Genomic DNA, 18,259 nt, shown 5'->3' with positions numbered 1-18,259 from the left:
TCCGGATGTTGCCACAGGGCGAGGGAGAGAAATGTCGAAGAATCGGCAGCCTCGCGCCCGGATTCCCACCCACCGTTTGCCCGGACCCTTCCCCCGCTGCGATACTCGCAAAGTTACCCGCGCCAGAAAGCGCGGCCACCCGAGTCCCACGGAGTCCCCATGTCCGACGCCAGCGTTGTCATCGCGGGTGCCAAGCGCACCGCCATCGGTTCCTTCCTCGGCCAGTTCACCGGCGTTCCCACGCCGAAGCTCGGCGCCATTGCCATTCGCGCCGCGCTGGAACAGTCCGGTATCGACGGCAAGGACGTCAGCGAAGTCATCATGGGCTGCGTGCTGCCCGCCAATCTTGGCCAGGCGCCGGCCCGTCAGGCATCCCTGGAAGCAGGCCTGCCGACCGCTGCCGGCTGCACCACCATTAACAAGGTATGCGGTTCGGGCATGAAGGCCCTGATGCTCGGTCACGACCTGATCAAGGCCGGCTCCGCCACGGTGGTGGTCGCGGGCGGCATGGAGTCGATGACCAACGCCCCGCACATGGTCAACGCACGCACCGGCATCCGCTACGGCGACGGCCAGCTCGTGGACCATATGGCATGGGACGGCCTCACCAATCCGTACGATGGCAAAGCCATGGGCGTGTTCGGCGAAGGTTGCGCGGACAAATACCACTTCACCCGCGAAGAGCAGGATGCCTACGCCATCGAATCCGTCAGGCGCGCACAGGCCGCTCAGCAGTCGGGCGCGTTCGCTTCCGAAATCGTCCCGGTCACCGTGCAGGGTCGCAAAGGTAGCCAGGATTTCGTGGAAGACGAACAACCCGGCCGTTCCGATATCGCAAAAATCCCCACGCTGAAAGCTGCCTTCCGCAAGGAAAACGGCACGATCACCGCCGCCAGCTCATCCAGCATTTCCGATGGCGCGGCCGCGCTGGTGCTGCTCGAAGCCGGCGATGCGAAGGCACGCGGTATCGAACCGCTGGCCCGCATCGTTGCCCATGCCACCCATTCGCAGGAACCGGAATGGTTCACCACGGCGCCTGTCGGTGCGATCCAGAAGCTGCTGGCCAAGGCAGGCTGGACCGCCGCCGACGTGGATCTTTTCGAAATCAACGAGGCGTTTGCCGTGGTTCCGATGGCGGTTATGCGCGAAATCGGCATTCCCCACGAGAAGATCAACATCAACGGCGGTGCATGCGCGCTTGGCCATCCGATCGGTGCCAGCGGCGCCCGTATCGTGGTCACTCTTCTCAATGCGTTGACAGCCCGTGGGGCAAAAAGGGGCGTCGCAGCCCTTTGCATAGGCGGTGGCGAGGCGACAGCCATCGCTATCGAGCGTCTGTAAACAGGGGTCGATCAAGCTCGGTTTTGCGATAAATAGTGCACGCCCGAGTTTAAACAAAGCGCATTGGGGTAGCGGGTTTTAATGCCCCCTGAAGCGACCACGGTAAATAAGTGGCGAAGTATGAACGACTGCGCTATTAATACGCCCGCCTAATGGCATTCCACGGCTAAGGAGAAATAAAAATGAATTTGACGCGTACCCTTCTCGCCTCTGCGCTCGTCGCGCTTCTGGCAGCTTGCAGCAACGGCGCGCAGGATTCCGCGCAGGACGCCCAGAAGCAGGCTGCTGATGCTCAGCAGGCTGCCGACAAGGCTCAGCAGGCGGCTGACTCGGCAACGAACCAGGCAACGACCCAGGCTGCTTCGCAGGCCCAGGGCGCTGCCGACCAGGCCAAGGACGCTGCTGGCCAGGCACAGGCTGCTGTTGCCGGTGCCGCTTCCTCGGCCGGCGCTGCTGTCGACCAGGCGAAGGACGCCGCTTCCAACGCTGCAGACGCCGCCGGTAAGGCTGCGGACGCCGCGAAGGAATCGGCTTCGAACGCTGCCGACGCCGCCAAGAAGGCTGCGGACGACGCCAAGAAGAACTAAGGCTTCCGCCTCCGTTCTTGCTGTATTGAAACCGGCCGCCCTTGGGTGGCCGGTTTTTTTGTGTCTGCGACACGTCTATGTAGGAACCCGCTTGCGGGCGAAAGCTGACGGAGCGGAGATGCTATGCGCGACATCCGCAAGCCCAGACAACCGGCTCGCGGATGTGAGCATCCGTCTTCTTCGCTCTGTTGGCTTTCGCCCGCAAGCGGGCTCCTACACACATAGCCGGCCATGTGCGTCCGCAGCGTTAGTCCGCTCCCCCACCCCGCTATCATGGCCGTTTAGCCCCATCGCGACCGACCATGCCTATCCTTACGTCAGCGCTCGATCCCCGTTCTCCCGATTTCCAGTCCGCCAGCCTGCGCCTGCGCTCGCTGACCGACGATCTTCGCGAAACGCTGCGAAAGACCGCGGAGGGAGGCGGAGCAAAAGCCCGCGAAAAGCACGAGGCTCGCGGGAAATTGCTTCCGCGCGAACGTATCCGCGCCCTGCTCGACCCGGGTTCGCCGTTCCTGGAAATCGCACCGCTCGCCGCGCATGGCATGTACGACGGTGCCGCACCGGCCGCCGGTCTCATCGCGGGAATCGGCCGGGTTATGGGACAGGAAGTGGTGGTGCTTGCGAACGACGCCACGGTCAAGGGCGGCACGTACTTCCCGATGACGGTGAAAAAACACCTGCGCGCGCAGGAAGTGGCGATGGAAAACCGGCTGCCCTGCGTATACCTCGTCGATTCGGGCGGCGCGTTCCTGCCGCTGCAGGACGAAGTATTCCCAGACCGAGAACACTTCGGCCGCATCTTCTATAACCAGGCACGCATGAGTGCGCAGGGCATCGCGCAGATCGCCGTCGTCATGGGTTCCTGCACCGCCGGCGGCGCCTATGTACCCGCCATGAGCGACGAAACCATCATCGTCCGCGAACAGGGCACGATCTTCCTGGGCGGTCCGCCGCTGGTGAAAGCCGCTACCGGCGAAATCGTCGATGCCGAAGCGCTGGGTGGCGCGGATGTGCATACCTCCATATCGGGTGTGGCCGACCATTTCGCCGAGAACGACACGCACGCGCTGTCCATCGCACGCGACATCGTCGGCAGCCTGAATCGCGTCAAACACGTACCGCTTGCCGTCCGTCCGGTCATCGCGCCGCGTTACGCGGCCGACGAGCTTTACGGCGTGATTCCCGAAGACACTCGCCGTCCGTTCGATATCCGCGAGATCATCGCCCGCATCGTCGACGACTCCGAATTCCACGAATTCAAGGCGCGCTACGGCAAGACGCTGGTGACCGGCTTCGCGCATATCCACGGCTATCCGGTGGGTATCGTCGCCAACAACGGCATCCTGTTCGGCGAATCCGCGCAGAAAGGCGCGCACTTCATCGAACTGTGCAACCAGCGCAATGTGCCCCTCGTTTTCCTGCAGAACATCACGGGTTTCATGGTGGGCCGCAAGTACGAGAACGGCGGCATCGCGAAGGACGGCGCGAAAATGGTCACGGCCGTGGCCTGTTCGCACGTGCCCAAGTTCACCGTCGTCATCGGCGGCAGCTTCGGCGCGGGTAACTACGCCATGTGCGGTCGCGCGTATGGCGCGCGGTTTCTGTGGATGTGGCCCAACGCCCGCATCAGCGTCATGGGCGGCGAACAGGCCGCGTCCGTGCTGGCCACCGTCCGTCGCGACGGCATCGAAGCCGGTGGCGGCCAGTGGAGCGCCGGAGACGAAGAAGCGTTCAAGGCACCCATCCGCGAACAGTACGAACATCAGGGCCACCCCTACTACGCCAGCGCGCGCCTGTGGGACGACGGCATCATCGACCCGGCCGATACCCGCCGCGTACTGGGCCTGGCGATTTCGGCGTCCCTGAATGCCCCGATCGAACAGGGCCGGTTCGGCGTGTTTCGTATGTGAGTACACGAAGACAGGCGAGACATCGCATGAGGTGCAGCCGCTAAGTCACTGCCCCATCGACATTCCTTGTCGCCGTGCTAACCTCGGCGACCCATGTCCGAGTACGACGACCTCACGGCTCCGCCCATCCTCACACCGTCCGGTCTGAACCGGCTGGTGCGCGATCTGCTGGAAGACGCGTTGCCGATGGTGTGGATCGAAGGCGAGCTGTCCAATGTGGCGCGCCCCGCCTCCGGACACGTCTACTTCACACTGAAAGATGCCAGTGCGCAGGTCCGTTGCGCCATGTTCCGCACGGCTGCGTCGCGCCTGCGCTTCCGGCCGGCGGATGGCATGCACGTGCTGATCCGCGCGAAGGTCGGACTGTACGAAGCACGCGGCGAATTCCAACTGGTCGCGGAACACATGGAACCGGCCGGCGAAGGCGCGCTGCAACGCGAGTTCGAACAACTGAAAGCGCGTCTTGGCGCCGAAGGCCTGTTCGATCCCGAACGCAAACGCCCCCTGCCCGCTTTTCCGCGACGTATCGGCGTGATCACGTCGGCCTCCGGTGCCGCCGTTCGCGATGTCCTCAGTGTTCTGGGACGTCGTCTTCCCATCGCCGAAGTCGATGTGCTGCCCGTGCCGGTACAGGGACGCGAAGCGCCGCCCGCCATTGCCACGATGCTGCGACGCGCGTCGGCCAGCGGACGCTACGACGTCTTGCTGCTCACCCGTGGCGGCGGTTCGCTGGAAGATCTCTGGGCATTCAACGACGAAGCGGTGGCGCGCGCCATCCATGCCAGCGCCGTGCCTGTCGTATCGGCGGTAGGACACGAAGTCGACTTCACCATCGCCGACTTCGTCGCCGACCTGCGCGCCGCCACGCCGTCCGCCGCCGCCGAACTCCTCGTGCCCGATGCGGGCGACCTGCTCCGCAGGCTGGATCGGCTGCGCCAGCGCATGGCCACACTCATATCGCGCCGGCTGCAGGCACAGGCACAACGCGCCGATCATCTTCAGGCACGACTGAACGCACAACGCCCGCAGGCGCGTCTGGCGCGCGACGGTCAACGGCTGGAAGCCTTGCGCCAGCGGCTGCTCATGTCCTTGCGCCAGGCCAACGCGCTGCGCTCCGCGCGACTGGACCGGCTGCACGGTCGCCTGATCGCACAGCATCCCCGGCAGAAACTCACACCCTGGCAACGCCGCATCGTCGAACTGCGCCAGCGCATGCAATCCGCCATCGAGCGTCGGCTGGAACGCGACCGGCTGCGCCTGGCGCAGCAGGCACGCACACTCCATGCGGTGAGCCCGCTGGCTACGCTGGAGCGCGGTTACGCCATCGTGCTCGACGAAAACGAGCGCGTGGTTCGCCGCGAGGCGGACGTCGCCCTGGGCGAATCGTTGCGGGTCATGCTGGGTGAGGGACAGATCAAGGTGGTTCGTAAAGGGTAGAGCGGGGGTGGGGGGTGGGAAGTGGGGGCGTAGATCCGGCGAACGTCTGAGGGAACGACAAGCGCTAAGCGGACGCTATCTCGGCCGGGCGATACCAGCTCCCTCGTGCGCTCGCCGGAAATACGCCCCCACTTCCCACCCCCCATCCCCCAGTCACAACGCCTGAACACCCCACCCCCGATCATTCGCGCATCCTTAAGTCCCGTTCCCGCGAGGCAGACATGCTCGACAAAAGCTATCCCTATTACGTGGCTAACAAGCCATACGCTCCCAATACCGATCTCGCGGTCACCGACAAGTATTCGGGCGACATCGCGACGTACGTGGCCATGCCCGACGACGCGGCCATCGAAAAAGCTATCGCCGCGGCGCAGGCTGCCGCGGCTCCGATGAGGGCGTTCAAACCCTACCAGCGACAGGCCGTACTCGAACACTGCGTGCAGCGCTTCCGCGAACGCAACGACGAACTGGCCTATGCGTTATGCGTCGAAGCGGGCAAGCCGATCAACGATTCCATCGGCGAAGTCACCCGCCTGATCGAGACGTTCAAGATCGCCGCGGAAGAAGCTGTCCGTATCAACGGCGAGACGCTGAACCTGGAAATTTCCGCGCGTACGGCCGGCTATCACGGCTATACGCGACGCGTCCCGCTCGGCCCCGTCGCCTTCATCACGCCTTTCAACTTTCCGTTGAACCTCGTCGCGCACAAGGTCGCGCCAGCCATCGCCGCGGGCTGCCCCTTCGTGCTGAAGCCTGCTGAGCGCACGCCGCTCGGCGCGTTGATCATCGGACAGATTCTCGCCGAGACCGACCTTCCGGAAGGCGCATTTTCGATCCTGCCGCTGGAAGGTAAATCGGCGGCGCCGCTGGTCACCGACCCCCGCCTGAAAATGCTTTCGTTCACGGGCGGATTGATCGGCTGGGACCTGAGGGCACAGGCCGGACACAAGAAAGTGACGCTGGAACTGGGTGGCAACGCGGCATGCATCGTGGACGCCGACCAGCGCGACCGCCTCGACAAAGTCGTGGAGCGGCTGGTCTTCGGTGCGTTCTATCAATCCGGCCAGAGTTGCATCAGCGTGCAGCGCATCCTTGCCCACGACGATATCTACGACGAACTGAAGCAACGCTTCGTCGCGGCAGTCAGGGCATTGAAAGCCGGCGACCCGAAAGACAAGGACACCTTCCTCGGCCCGATGATCGACGAGAAAGCCGCGATGCGGCTGGAAGCGTGGATCGCGGAGGCGCGCGACAGCGGCGCAAGCATTCTTTGCGGCGGCGGTCGCAAGGGCGCGATGCTGGAAGCCACCGTACTCGAGAACGTACCGCACGATGCGAAGGTACAGCGACAGGAAGTATTCGGTCCCGTCGCTCTCCTCCAGCGCGTACGCAGCTTCGACGAAGCACTGGCCGTTGCCAACGACTCGGACTTCGGCCTGCAGGCGGGCGTATTCACCAACGACCTGCGGCATGCAATGCGCGCCTGGGACGAACTGGATCAGGGCGGTGTCATCGTCAACGACGTACCGAGCTTCCGCGTGGACAACATGCCTTACGGCGGTTCGAAATCCTCGGGACTCGGGCGCGAAGGCGTGCGTTACGCGATCGACGACATGAGCGACATCCGGCTAATGGTGATTCGGGACGTCTGACGCAGAACCTGAGACCGACGAACGGTACGCTGGGGACTGAAAAAGCATACGGAACCGATCATGGCCACGCTCGTTTTCCTGCACGGCTGGAGCGTCACCGATACATCGAGTTATGGCCAGTTGCCGGCCGCGCTACGCGATCGCGTTGCGCAGGCCGGCGGTTCGCTGACCGTCGTCGATATCCATCTGTCCGAATATGTCACCTTCGTCGACACGGTCACGCTGGACGATATCGTCCATGCGTTCGATCGCGCCCTGCGCGGACTGACGCTACCGGACAGCCAGTTCGACTGCATCGCGCATTCGACCGGCGGCCCGATCGTTCATGCCTGGCTGCGTGCGCAGCGCGATCGGCCAGCCGGCTACGCACCGCTGGCGCTGCGTCATCTGGTGATGCTTGCGCCGGCGAACTTCGGATCCGCCCTTGCCCAGCTGGGCAAAAGCACCCTCGGACGCCTGAAAGCATGGTTCGGCGGCGTGGAGCCGGGGCAACGGATACTGGACTGGCTGGAACTGGGCAGCTCCGAATCGCTTGCGCAGAATGTCGACCTCATCCACAGCGCGGACTTCGCCGCGTCGGGCACGTATCTGTTCGTGCTGATCGGCGACCGGCCCGACCGCAAACTCTACGATTACATCAACTCCTATACCGGCGAGGACGGATCGGACGGCGTCGTGCGACTGGCAGCCGCCAATCTCAACGCGACCCATGCGGTGCTTTCGCAGGACCCGCTGACGAACCGCCTTACCGCAACGATCACGCGCGCACCGCGTACGGCGTTCAAACTGCTGGCCGGCCTGGCGCATACGGGCGATCGCGGCATCATGGCCGGCGATCCGACGCCGCCGCTTACCGTCGACACCGTGATGCGCTGCCTCGCCGTCTCGTCGCCAGCCTCCTATGCCGCCCTTTGCGCCGCGTTCTCCACCGAGAACGCGCAGCGCGATGTCGACAAGGTCGAACTCGAGCCGGCCGGGCTCTTTTCTCCGCGCGTCCATATCCACGATCCGCGAAGCATGTTCATCGTGCGTCTGGCCGACGATCGCGGCGAGTCCTTATCCGATACGCAATTCCAGCTGACCGCCGGTCCGGATGGCAGCAGCAACGAACTGCCGCAAGGTTTCATGCTCGACCGGCAGGCCAATTCGCGCAGTACGGGCGTGGTGACGTTGTTTCTCAATCACGGCGTTCTTGCAGGCGACGCTGCGGTGATGGACCCGCGCGATCAACGAAAGGTTCTGCGCAAGGCGATGGTGGCCCATCGCCCCTATGGCGCGCGCGTGGAGCCTAAGGATATCGACGGACTGGTCCATCATCTGGTGGCCGCAACGGCCACGACGACCGATCTGTTCGATGCGATCGGTCCGCACGAAACGACGGTAGTCGATGTCGTACTGGCACGCCGCGTGAAGGAAGGCGTGTTCCGCTTCACGTCGAACCTGACGCCGGAAAGTTTCCAGAACCCCGTCGAAGGCGCCGACATATAACCTGTGAGCCTGTGGGAACGCGCCTGCGCGCGAAAGCCAACGGAGCGTAGATGCCATACGCGACATCGGCAGCCAGAAGGGCGGGCTCGCGGATGTGAGCACCCCGCTTCCTCGTCCTGTTAGCTTTCGCGCGCAGGCGCGCTCCCACAGAAAGCCAGGAGCCGGAAGGCCATGAAGCCCGATGAATGGTGACCCCGGCCCGATTCGAACGGGCGACCTACGCCTTAGGAGGGCGTCGCTCTATCCAGCTGAGCTACGGGGCCAAGGTGCGAAGGATAGCGGGGACGGGGTCAGGACGAAACCTCGATGCCGGACTCCGGGATTTTACTTACGCAGGATCGGCCGCCGCTTCCGCTGGCCGAAGCATCGCCAGCATGCCGGTTTGCCCGGAATAAGCCGCGCCACGCTCCCGGCCCAACCGGCGCGTACCTAGCAAATTCACGCGTATCGCCTAAGTAAATATGCGCTACCGAAGAGCTATGCCCGCGCGCAATAGTTCTGGCGTCCCGATCGATGCACGACGTCATCCCCCGGTAGTTCCGCCTCTGGCACTCCCGACAAGCGAACGGAAGGAGCAGAAAATGGCAACAAAGACCACCGCAGCCGCCGCGACTAAAAGTTCGGGTGCGCGCAGACCGAACATCCTGGTTATCTGGGGTGACGACATCGGTATCAGCAACCTCAGTTGTTACAGCGACGGGTTGATGGGTTATCGAACGCCCAATATCGATCGTCTCGCCAATGAAGGCATGCGTTTCACCGACTCCTACGGCGAGCAATCGTGCACCGCAGGCCGCGCATCGTTCCTTACCGGGCAAAGCGGTTACCGCACTGGCTTGACCAAGGTCGGCATTCCCGGTTCGCAGGTCGGCTTACAGGCGGAGGATCCGACGATTGCGGAGCTGCTCAAACCGCTTGGGTACGCTACGGGACAGTTCGGCAAGAACCATCTTGGCGACCTCAATAAATACCTGCCCACCGCGCACGGATTCGACGAATTCTTCGGCAATCTCTATCACCTGAACGCCGAAGAAGATCCGGAGGACATCGACTATCCATCGGAGAAAGATGCGCCGAACTTCAAGAAGACGTTCGGTCCGCGAGGCGTCATCCACAGCTTCGCAACGGACAAGGACGATCCGACGGAAGAACCGCGCTGGGGACGCGTCGGCAAACAGAAAATCAAGGACACCGGCCCACTGACGCGCAAACGCATGGAAACCTGCGACGACGACTTCGCTTCAGCGGCGGTGGACTTCATCAAGCGTCAGCACAAGGCCGACAAGCCGTTCTTCTGCTGGGTCAACTTCACGCATATGCACTGCCGCACGCACACCAAACCGGAGAGCGTGGGGCAGGCCGGCCGCTGGCAGTCGCGTTATCACGACACCATGATCGATCACGACAAAAACGTCGGCACGGTCCTCGACATTCTCGATGAGCTGGGCATCTCGGAAGACACCATCGTCGTCTACAGCACCGATAACGGCCCGCACATGAATACCTGGCCGGATGGTGCGATGACACCGTTCCGCAGCGAAAAAGACACCAACTGGGAAGGCGCGTTCCGTATTCCCGAACTGATTCGCTGGCCCGCCAGAATCAAAGCCGGCACGATATCCAACGAAATCATCCAGCACCACGACTGGTTGCCGACCTTCGTAGCGGCAGCGGGCGATCCGGATGTCGTCGAAAAACTGAAGCAAGGCCATAAAGCTGGCGATAAGACCTTTAAGGTCCATATCGACGGGTACAACTTCCTGCCTTATCTGAGCGGCAAGGAAAAGAAGGGCCCCCGCCCCGGCTTCATTTATTTCGACGACGATGGCGACCTGGTCGCGCTGCGCTTCGACAACTGGAAGATTACCTTCCTGGAACAGCGCCGCCAGGGCACGCTGGAGATCTGGGGCGAACCGTTCACGAAGATGCGCATACCCAAGATCCACAACCTGCGGACGGATCCGTTCGAACGCGCTGACATTACGTCCAATACCTACTGGGATTGGTACCTCAGTCACGCTTACATGATCATGGCCGCTCAGGGTATTGCCGCCGACTTCGTGAAAACGTTCGCCGCGTTCCCGCCACGGCAGAAAGCGGCCACGTTCACCCTGGACGACGCACTCGCGAAAATGGCCAAAGTGGCTTCTGGCAGTTGATGCCGCGAAACCGCCGACCGATAAGGATAAGGGCGCTTCGGCGCCCTTATTCGTGGAACGGGCGTACAGCTATCGTCAGTGACGCCTCGCGCCGAACGGCAGCGCCTCGAGCGGCCGCTTCACATCGCCGCCAAAGAAACGACGCACGCCGTCCGCGCCTTCGACCGTCACCAACGCCGTAAGCGCCTTGTTCCCGGCATGCACGGCCTCGTGCACGGCGTAGCGCAGTGCATCCACGCGCGAAGGAAACTGGCCTACGAGGCGATCGTCCCTGCGGACATCCCAGGCCAGGTTCTCATTGGGGCGATAAGGAACTTCGAAAACGACCGTCGGCATGGTTATCCCGGTTCACAGAGCCAGGGTCCAGCATGAGCCGGCAACTGTCATGGGCCGGTAACGCCACGGCGGACGGGTTACGACGCCACGACGACATTCGTGCACACCGCGCCGCACAACGGCCTCTTACCGCCCGTTTGCTAGAATCGGCGTTTTACCAAGGCGCGGAGGCCTCCTTCCGTGCCCCTACAGGAGCCGTCATGTCCGCAAAGATTCTCGAGTCGCTCGGCCTTTCCGCTACCGAATCCGGTACGTACCTCGGCCGGGGCGAATGGTCGTCCACCCGCGATGCCGGCACGATCGGCCCGGTCAACCCGGCCACGGGCGAGACGATTGCGACCGTGTATGCCACCAGCCCGGCCGATTACGAGACCATCGTCCGGCGCGCCCAGGAAGCTTTCGCGGTATGGCGCACCACCCCGGCGCCCCGCCGTGGCGAGGCCGTGCGCCTGTGCGGCGATGCGCTGCGCAAGCATAAAGACGCCCTCGGTTCCCTGGTCGCCCTGGAAATGGGCAAGATCAAGCCCGAAGGCGACGGCGAAGTGCAGGAGATGATCGACATCGCGGACTTCGCGGTCGGTCAGAGCCGCATGCTCTACGGCTACACCATGCATTCGGAGCGTCCCGGCCATCGCATGTACGAGCAATGGCATCCGGTCGGTCTGGTAGGCATCGTCAGCGCGTTCAACTTCCCGGTGGCCGTATGGGCCTGGAATGCGTTCCTTGCCGCCATCTGTGGCGACATCTGCATCTGGAAGCCGTCGCCGAAGACGCCGCTGTCCGCCATCGCGACGATGAAAATCTGCAACGCGGCGCTGGCCGAAGCCGGCTTCCCGGACCTGTTCTTCCTGTTCAACGATGCCGGTACCGAACTGGCCCAGACGTTCGTCGACGACAAACGCATTCCGCTCATCAGCTTCACCGGTTCCACCAAGGTCGGCCGCATGGTCGGCGAGCGCGTCGCGAAGCGTATGGGTCGCAGCCTGCTGGAACTCGGCGGCAACAACGCCATCGTCCTCGACCGCACGGCCGATATGAAGCTGGCCATTCCCGCGATCGTCTTCGGCGCTGTCGGCACCTGCGGCCAGCGCTGCACGTCCACGCGCCGCCTGCTGGTTCACGAATCGATCTACGACAACGTCGTCGATACGCTGGTGAAGGCTTATGGCCAGGTAGAGAAGAAGATCGGCGATCCCACGCAGGCGAGCACGCTGATGGGTCCGCTCAACAGCCCCGAAGCCGTGCAGGCATTCCTGACCGCCATCGAGAAGGCGAAAGCCGCGGGCGGCACGGTACGCACCGGCGGCAAGGCACTCGACGATCGCAAGGGCAACTTCGTCCTGCCGACGATCGTCACAGGTCTGGATAACGCCAGCGACGTCGTGCAGACGGAAACCTTCGCACCGATCCTCTACGTCATGCCGTTCAAGACGCTCGACGACGCCATCGACATGCAGAACGCGGTACCGCAGGGCCTGTCGTCGTCGATCTTCACGCAGGACCTGAAAGCCGCCGAAGCCTATCTGTCGGCAGCCGGTTCGGATTGCGGCATCGCCAATGTCAACATCGGCACGTCGGGCGCCGAGATCGGCGGTGCGTTCGGTGGCGAGAAGGAAACCGGCGGCGGTCGCGAGTCCGGATCGGACGCCTGGAAGGTCTACATGCGCCGCCAGACCAACACCATCAACTACTCCGACGCACTGCCGCTGGCGCAGGGCATCAAGTTCGAGTTCTGAGCATGATCGTGACGGCAACGCCGGGCGTCGATACACCGACGCTCGGCCTCGCAGGCAAACGCATCGTCGTCGCCGGCGGCAGCAAGGGCATCGGGCGCGCCATGGCCCTCGCCTTCGCGGCGGCGGGCGCGGACGTGTCGATCTGTGCGCGTGGCGAAGCGGCGCTGGCCGACGTTCGCGAACGGATCGCAGCGTTCGGCGTCCGCGCGCACGCGGGCAGTTGCGACCTCGGCGATGCCACGGCCATCGACGCCTACGTCGCATCGGCCGCGGAAGCGCTCGGCGGTATCGACGTGCTGGTGAACAACGCCACCGGTTACGGCATGACCAACGACGAGGACGGCTGGGCGAAAAGCATCGGCGTCGACCTGATGGGTGCGGTGCGCACATCGCGCGCCGCCTTGCCGTGGCTGCGCAAGGGCACGGGCCCGTGCATCCTGCATACGGTGTCGATTTCCGCGTTCTATGCCAGTCCGCGCAGTGCACCCTATGCCGCGATCAAGGCGGCCGTATCGCATTACGCCATGTCGCAGGCGCTGGAACTGGCGCCCGAAGGGATTCGCGTCAACGCCATCGCGCCGGGTTCGGTCGACTTCGAGGACGGTCTGTGGGACCGTCGCCGGATGGAAGACCCGGAGCTCTACCAGCGGACGCTGGCCACGATTCCCTTCGGTCGTTTCGGCCGGCCGGAAGACATCGCCAACGCCGCGCTGTTCCTGTGCTCTCCCCTGGCCGCCTGGGTCACCGGGCAGACATTGTCGGTCGACGGCGGTCAGATCCTTACCTGAGAGGGTTGTGCCATGAACGACCTGCGCTCCACCGAACGATTCTCCGATCGCGTCGAGGACTATGTCCGCTATCGCCCGGACTATCCTCCCGCGCTGATCGAGTGGCTGCGCGATCTGGGCGTCGGCGAGGACTGGGTCGTCGCGGACATCGGTTCGGGCACGGGTATTTCCAGTCGCATGTTTCTGGATGCCGGCCATGACGTGATCGGCGTGGAACCCAATGCCGCGATGCGCGAAGCATCCGACCACTGGCTGGGCGGCGGCAACCGGCACTTTCGTTCGATCGACGGCACGGCGGAAGCCACGGGACTCTCGGAGGACAGCGTCGACCTCGTTGCCGCGGGCCAGGCTTTCCACTGGTTCGACGAAGAAGCGACGCGTCGCGAGTTCGCGCGCATTCTCCGGCCGGGCGGTCTGGTCGCGGTGTTCTGGAATTCGCGGCGCCTGGTCGGCACACCTTTCCTGGAAGGCTACGAACGCCTGCTGCACGAGTACGGCATCGACTATGTGGGTGTCGCCGAACGCTATGCCACGGACGACGACATGGCCCGCTATTTCGGCGACGGATATCGCGGCATGGCCTCGTTCCCGCATACACAGAAGCTCGACTTCGATGCGCTGAAGGGGCGTCTGCTATCGTCCTCCTACGCGCCGAAGCCCGGGCACATCAATTACGAGCCGATGCTGTACGAACTGCGCGCCCTGTACGACGCCTGCGCCAGCGATGGCCGTGTCGACTTCGACTACGACACCCGCATCTTCGCGGGCTCCGTGCACCCTGCCACGTCCTGACGGATTGCCTCCACGATGTATGACCTCATCCGACCGCTGCTGTTCGCGCTGGACGCCGAAACGGCGCATGGCCTCACGCTCTATGCCAGCGATGTCGCGCAACGCAGCGGCCTGTCCGGCCTGATCGCGAAACCGCCCGCCGCGTTGCCGGTTCGCGCCTTCGGCATCGACTTCCCGAATCCGGTCGGACTGGCGGCCGGGCTGGACAAGAACGCCGATCATCTCGACGGACTGGCCGCGCTCGGTTTCGGTTTCGTTGAAGTAGGCACCGTCACGCCGCGTCCCCAGACCGGCAACGACAAGCCACGCATGTTCCGCCTGCCCGCGCATGAAGCCGTCATCAATCGTCTCGGCTTCAACAACGCCGGCGTCGATGCGCTGCTGCTCAACGTCCAGCGTGCGTCGTTCAATGGCGTGCTCGGCATCAATATCGGCAAGAACAAAGACACGCCCAACGAACGCGCCGTCGACGACTACCTGCATTGCCTGGAGCGCGTATATTCGCTGGCCAGTTACATCGCGGTGAATATTTCCTCGCCGAACACGCAGGGCCTGCGCGATCTGCAGGAAGAGGAAACGCTGCGCCGCTTCATCGGTACGCTGCGCGACGCGCAGGAACGGCTCGCCAGCCAGCACGGCGCGCGCAAGCCCATGCTGCTGAAGATCGCGCCCGATCTCTCCGAAACCGAACTCGATGCCATCGCCGAAGTGCTTCTTTCGGCAGGCGTGGATGGCGTCATCTGCACCAATACGACCATCGCGCGCGACGCCGTCGCCGGCGATCCGTATGCGGGCGAAACCGGCGGCCTGTCCGGACGTCCGCTGTTCGAACGATCGACGGACGTCCTGCGCGGCATGTCGCATCGTCTCGCCGGCAAGATCGGCATCGTCGGTGTGGGCGGCATTCTCGACGGCGATGGCGCCGCCACGAAGATCGCGGCGGGCGCTTCGCTCGTCCAGCTGTATTCCGGACTGGTATATCGCGGACCGAAACTGATCGCCGAAGCGGTCGAAGAAATCCGTCGTCAGCAGGCAGGCGCATGAACCGGACGGTCGACATGGGCGGTTTTTCGCTCTCCAGCGACGCGTCCCTCGGCGCGCGCAACACCTTGCGCGTCGATGCGCGCGCGAAACTGCTCGCCGAAGTAAACGATCCGACCAAACTGCCCGAACTGCTCGCCTATCCGGCGGTGCGGGGCGGCAAGGTCCTCGTTCTTGGCGAAGGCAGCAACGTTCTGATAGCCGGCGACTTCGACGGCACGGTCATCGTCATGGCCACGCGCGGCGTGGAAACCATCGAACGCGAGGATGGCGTCTTACTGCGCGTCGCCGCCGGCGAGCGCTGGGACGACTTCGTCCGCTGGTCGCTCGGCCAGGGTTTCGCGGGACTCGAAAACCTCATCCTGATTCCCGGCACCGTGGGTGCCGCTCCCATCCAGAATATCGGTGCCTACGGCGTGGAAGTCGCCGAATTCGTCGACAGCGTCGAAGCATGGGACACGCATGCCAATGCCTTCGTCATACTGGATCGCGCCGCCTGCGCGTTCTCGTACCGTCATTCGAGCTTCAAGCAACAGGCCGGCCGCTGGATCATCACCGCCGTCACCTTCGCCCTGCCGCGCGAGCGTCCGCTCAGTCTCGACTATGCGGGCATCGGCGACGAACTCGAAAAAATGGGTGTGACGAAAGCCGCACCGTTCCATGTCGCCGAAGCCGTGGTACGTCTGCGCAGCCGCAAACTGCCCGACCCCGCCGTCATCGGCAACGCGGGCAGCTTCTTCAAGAACCCGATCGTCGGCGCCGCACAGGCCGACGCCCTCGCGCTGGCGCACCCCGGCCTGCCCGTCTGGCCGCACGTCGGCGGCACGGCGAAGCTTTCCGCCGCATGGCTCATCGAAAGCGCGGGCTTCAAAGGCCAGCGCGACGGCGACGCCGGCATCTCGAACCGTCACGCGCTGGTGCTGGTCAATCACGGCAAAGCCACCGGACCGGAATTGCTGGCGTTCGCTCGCAAGGTCATGGCGGGCGTGGAAGCCCGCTTCGGTGTGCGTCTGGAACCCGAGCCGCTCGTCGTCTGATCTTTTAAGGACAGCCGCCTCACGCTTGTGCCTCGGGGAAGCCGTGGCCGGGTTGGCCCTTGGGGCCTTCGGCGCCGTCCCTGCGGGAGCGGGCCGTAGTGCCACTTCGCTCCGTCAGTGGGTGATCGCGGCCCTCGGCTAAGGCGGCCCCAAGGGCCAACCCGGCCACGGCACCGGCCACTGCGGTTTGCTGTAGGCAGAGCGCGAGCCAAGCAGGTGATGGAATCGAACCGGATACGGTCACCACCGGTCCTGCGTCACGCGCTGCCTTCCTCCACGTGACCGCAACCTCCGGAAGAGCCGTCGGCCACCGCCCTCGACGCGACTTGCGGAACCGAGCGCGGCGGGCGGAAAAGGCCCGAAGGGGGCGGACCAGGACGGTCCGCCGTTTTCGCTGAGGCAGGAGCCGAATCGAAAACCCCCGCCCGCCGCGCGGGCGCGACGGGGCGCAGCCATTAAAACACCAGCCGCGCAGCGGCTATCCCTTCCCGAGCGACGGTGGAGACGGAGCGTCGAGGGCGGTGGCCGACGGCTCTCCTCGAAGCCTCCCAGCGCTACGGCAAAAGCGATGGCGAAGCCGAGCCCTACCCCCCCAATCGTCAATCGAAGCGCATAAATTGATTTCGAATTGCCACGCTAGCGCGACCGCCCACGCTCGACATTCGGAAGGACCAGCGCCAGCGCACCGATCAACGGAAGATACGCGCACAGGTGGTAGACGTATTCGATACCATGGCTATCGGCCAGACGACCGAGTACCGCCGCACCGATACCGCCCATACCGAACGCGAAGCCGAAGAACATGCCCGACACCATGCCGACACGACCCGGTACTAGTTCCTGTGCATAGACCAGGATGGCCGAGAACGCGGAGGCCAGCACCACGCCGATGATCACGCTCAACGCGCCGGTCCAGAAAAGATTCGCGTAGGGCAGCAGCAGGGTGAACGGCGCGACGCCGAGAATGGACGCCCAGATGACGTACTTGCGCCCGATCCGGTCGCCGACCGGACCGCCGATGACCGAGCCCGCCGCGACCGCGAAAAGAAAAACGAACAGATGGGTCTGCGCGTTCTGCACGGATACGCCGAAACGGTGGATCAGATAGAACGTGTAATAGCTGCTCAGGCTGGCGAGATAGAAATACTTCGAAAAAACCAGCACGCCGAGTACGGCAAGCGAAAAGCCGACCGTGGACTTCGACAGCCGGACACCCGGTGCATGCTGCCGACGCGATACGCTATGCGCCGCATGATTCAGCGCATACCAGCGACTGACTTGCAGCAATACCGCGATCGCCAGCAGCGCCGCCAGCGAGAACCACGCGATGCTTCCCTGCCCGTGCGGCACGATCACCCACGCTGCGAGCAGCGGTCCCAAAGACGATCCCGCGTTACCGCCCAACTGGAACAGCGACTGCGCCAGGCCGTGACGTCCACCCGACGCCATGCGCGCGACGCGCGACGATTCGGGGTGGAATATCGACGATCCGGTGCCGACCAGCGCGGCGGCTACCAGCAACATGTCGAAGGTCTGCGCGCGCGACAGCAGCAACAGACCGAACAAGGTAAAGCCCATACCGACGGGTAACGAGTAAGGCATCGGACGGCGATCGGCGAACATGCCGACCACGGGTTGCAGCAGCGATGCCGTGACCTGATAGGTCAACGTAATCAGGCCGATCTGTCCGAAGCTCAGATGGAACCCGCTCTTAAGAATCGGATAGATCGCAAGGATCAACGACTGGATCATGTCGTTGAGGAAATGCGAAAAACTGATCGCACCTATGATGCCGAACGCCGGACTTCCGACAGCGGAAGCGACGGATGGGCTGCTGGAATCGACATCGACGGGAACGTCTTCGATACGCGCGGACATGGGTTTCCTCGACTAGGGATATCGACGCACCGTGGGGTTGTACGCCGGGTATCGACACCATAAAGTGGCCCGGTACG

14 protein-coding genes and 1 tRNA gene are annotated in these 18,259 nt (G+C 63.8%); 12 read left to right on the top strand and 3 right to left on the bottom strand.

Going from position 1 to position 18,259, the window contains the following annotated elements:
• Positions 1–159 precede the first annotated feature (159 nt).
• The 6 genes from AC3IR3_RS06390 to AC3IR3_RS06365 all read left to right on the top strand — a co-directional run bounded on the left by AC3IR3_RS06390 (position 160) and on the right by AC3IR3_RS06365 (position 8,415).
• Positions 160–1,341, top strand: coding sequence for an acetyl-CoA C-acyltransferase (locus AC3IR3_RS06390; RefSeq protein ID WP_489196113.1), 1,182 nt, complete (start codon positions 160–162; stop codon positions 1,339–1,341).
• Positions 1,342–1,523: 182 nt separating this feature from the next.
• Positions 1,524–1,928, top strand: a complete 405-nt coding sequence (locus AC3IR3_RS06385; RefSeq protein ID WP_489196112.1) for a hypothetical protein — start codon at positions 1,524–1,526, stop codon at positions 1,926–1,928.
• Between the two features lie 302 nt (positions 1,929–2,230).
• Positions 2,231–3,838: a carboxyl transferase domain-containing protein gene (locus AC3IR3_RS06380; protein ID WP_489196111.1), complete on the top strand. Its 1,608-nt coding sequence runs from the start codon at positions 2,231–2,233 to the stop codon at positions 3,836–3,838.
• 93 nt (positions 3,839–3,931) lie between these two features.
• Positions 3,932–5,275, top strand: a complete 1,344-nt coding sequence (gene xseA, locus AC3IR3_RS06375; RefSeq protein WP_489196110.1) for an exodeoxyribonuclease VII large subunit — start codon at positions 3,932–3,934, stop codon at positions 5,273–5,275.
• Positions 5,276–5,496: 221 nt separating this feature from the next.
• Positions 5,497–6,927: an aldehyde dehydrogenase family protein gene (locus AC3IR3_RS06370; protein ID WP_489196109.1), complete on the top strand. Its 1,431-nt coding sequence runs from the start codon at positions 5,497–5,499 to the stop codon at positions 6,925–6,927.
• 60 nt (positions 6,928–6,987) lie between these two features.
• On the top strand, positions 6,988–8,415 hold the full coding sequence (locus tag AC3IR3_RS06365) for a lipase family protein (protein ID WP_489196108.1): 1,428 nt from the start codon (positions 6,988–6,990) through the stop codon (positions 8,413–8,415).
• A gap of 186 nt (positions 8,416–8,601) precedes the next feature.
• Here AC3IR3_RS06365 and AC3IR3_RS06360 read toward each other — a convergent pair.
• Positions 8,602–8,678 (bottom strand) — tRNA-Arg (locus AC3IR3_RS06360).
• A 318-nt stretch (positions 8,679–8,996) separates the two neighbouring features.
• Here AC3IR3_RS06360 and AC3IR3_RS06355 point away from each other — a divergent pair.
• Complete coding sequence (locus tag AC3IR3_RS06355; RefSeq protein WP_489196107.1) at positions 8,997–10,574, top strand: arylsulfatase; 1,578 nt, start codon at positions 8,997–8,999, stop codon at positions 10,572–10,574.
• A gap of 75 nt (positions 10,575–10,649) precedes the next feature.
• On the opposite strand, the gene AC3IR3_RS06350 is transcribed toward AC3IR3_RS06355, so the two are convergent.
• Positions 10,650–10,910, bottom strand: coding sequence for a hypothetical protein (locus AC3IR3_RS06350; protein ID WP_489196106.1), 261 nt, complete (start codon positions 10,908–10,910; stop codon positions 10,650–10,652).
• A 200-nt stretch (positions 10,911–11,110) separates the two neighbouring features.
• Between AC3IR3_RS06350 and amaB the strand changes: the two genes are divergently transcribed.
• The 5 genes from amaB to murB are packed head-to-tail and all read left to right on the top strand — an operon-like array spanning position 11,111 to position 16,304.
• On the top strand, positions 11,111–12,646 hold the full coding sequence (amaB, locus tag AC3IR3_RS06345; RefSeq protein ID WP_489196105.1) for an L-piperidine-6-carboxylate dehydrogenase: 1,536 nt from the start codon (positions 11,111–11,113) through the stop codon (positions 12,644–12,646).
• A 2-nt stretch (positions 12,647–12,648) separates the two neighbouring features.
• On the top strand, positions 12,649–13,434 hold the full coding sequence (locus tag AC3IR3_RS06340) for an SDR family NAD(P)-dependent oxidoreductase (protein ID WP_489196104.1): 786 nt from the start codon (positions 12,649–12,651) through the stop codon (positions 13,432–13,434).
• A gap of 12 nt (positions 13,435–13,446) precedes the next feature.
• Positions 13,447–14,226 (top strand): class I SAM-dependent methyltransferase, encoded by a 780-nt coding sequence (locus AC3IR3_RS06335; protein WP_489196103.1) that lies wholly within the window; start codon positions 13,447–13,449, stop codon positions 14,224–14,226.
• A gap of 15 nt (positions 14,227–14,241) precedes the next feature.
• Positions 14,242–15,270 (top strand): quinone-dependent dihydroorotate dehydrogenase, encoded by a 1,029-nt coding sequence (locus AC3IR3_RS06330; protein ID WP_489196102.1) that lies wholly within the window; start codon positions 14,242–14,244, stop codon positions 15,268–15,270.
• 14 nt (positions 15,271–15,284) lie between these two features.
• Entirely contained in the window at positions 15,285–16,304 is a 1,020-nt protein-coding gene (gene murB / locus AC3IR3_RS06325) for a UDP-N-acetylmuramate dehydrogenase (RefSeq protein ID WP_489196892.1), read from the top strand.
• A 636-nt stretch (positions 16,305–16,940) separates the two neighbouring features.
• On the opposite strand, the gene AC3IR3_RS06320 is transcribed toward murB, so the two are convergent.
• Positions 16,941–18,182 (bottom strand): MFS transporter, encoded by a 1,242-nt coding sequence (locus tag AC3IR3_RS06320; RefSeq protein WP_489196101.1) that lies wholly within the window; start codon positions 18,180–18,182, stop codon positions 16,941–16,943.
• Positions 18,183–18,259: the final 77 nt, after the last annotated feature.

Source organism: Luteibacter sp. GL_149 (assembly GCF_057834065.1).
Note: the sequence above shows the minus strand (reverse complement) of the source record. Positions and strands in the feature narration are given on the sequence as shown.

What these genes read in the sequence shown, in the direction of transcription:
- AC3IR3_RS06390 (WP_489196113.1), top strand. Translation starts at nt 160, where the DNA reads ATGTCCGACGCCAGCGTTGTCATCGCGGGTGCCAAGCGCACCGCCATC.
- AC3IR3_RS06385 (WP_489196112.1), top strand. Translation starts at nt 1,524, where the DNA reads ATGAATTTGACGCGTACCCTTCTCGCCTCTGCGCTCGTCGCGCTTCTG.
- AC3IR3_RS06380 (WP_489196111.1), top strand. Translation starts at nt 2,231, where the DNA reads ATGCCTATCCTTACGTCAGCGCTCGATCCCCGTTCTCCCGATTTCCAG.
- xseA (WP_489196110.1), top strand. Translation starts at nt 3,932, where the DNA reads ATGTCCGAGTACGACGACCTCACGGCTCCGCCCATCCTCACACCGTCC.
- AC3IR3_RS06370 (WP_489196109.1), top strand. Translation starts at nt 5,497, where the DNA reads ATGCTCGACAAAAGCTATCCCTATTACGTGGCTAACAAGCCATACGCT.
- AC3IR3_RS06365 (WP_489196108.1), top strand. Translation starts at nt 6,988, where the DNA reads ATGGCCACGCTCGTTTTCCTGCACGGCTGGAGCGTCACCGATACATCG.
- AC3IR3_RS06355 (WP_489196107.1), top strand. Translation starts at nt 8,997, where the DNA reads ATGGCAACAAAGACCACCGCAGCCGCCGCGACTAAAAGTTCGGGTGCG.
- AC3IR3_RS06350 (WP_489196106.1), bottom strand. Translation starts at nt 10,910, where the DNA reads ATGCCGACGGTCGTTTTCGAAGTTCCTTATCGCCCCAATGAGAACCTG.
- amaB (WP_489196105.1), top strand. Translation starts at nt 11,111, where the DNA reads ATGTCCGCAAAGATTCTCGAGTCGCTCGGCCTTTCCGCTACCGAATCC.
- AC3IR3_RS06340 (WP_489196104.1), top strand. Translation starts at nt 12,649, where the DNA reads ATGATCGTGACGGCAACGCCGGGCGTCGATACACCGACGCTCGGCCTC.
- AC3IR3_RS06335 (WP_489196103.1), top strand. Translation starts at nt 13,447, where the DNA reads ATGAACGACCTGCGCTCCACCGAACGATTCTCCGATCGCGTCGAGGAC.
- AC3IR3_RS06330 (WP_489196102.1), top strand. Translation starts at nt 14,242, where the DNA reads ATGTATGACCTCATCCGACCGCTGCTGTTCGCGCTGGACGCCGAAACG.
- murB (WP_489196892.1), top strand. Translation starts at nt 15,285, where the DNA reads ATGGGCGGTTTTTCGCTCTCCAGCGACGCGTCCCTCGGCGCGCGCAAC.
- AC3IR3_RS06320 (WP_489196101.1), bottom strand. Translation starts at nt 18,182, where the DNA reads ATGTCCGCGCGTATCGAAGACGTTCCCGTCGATGTCGATTCCAGCAGC.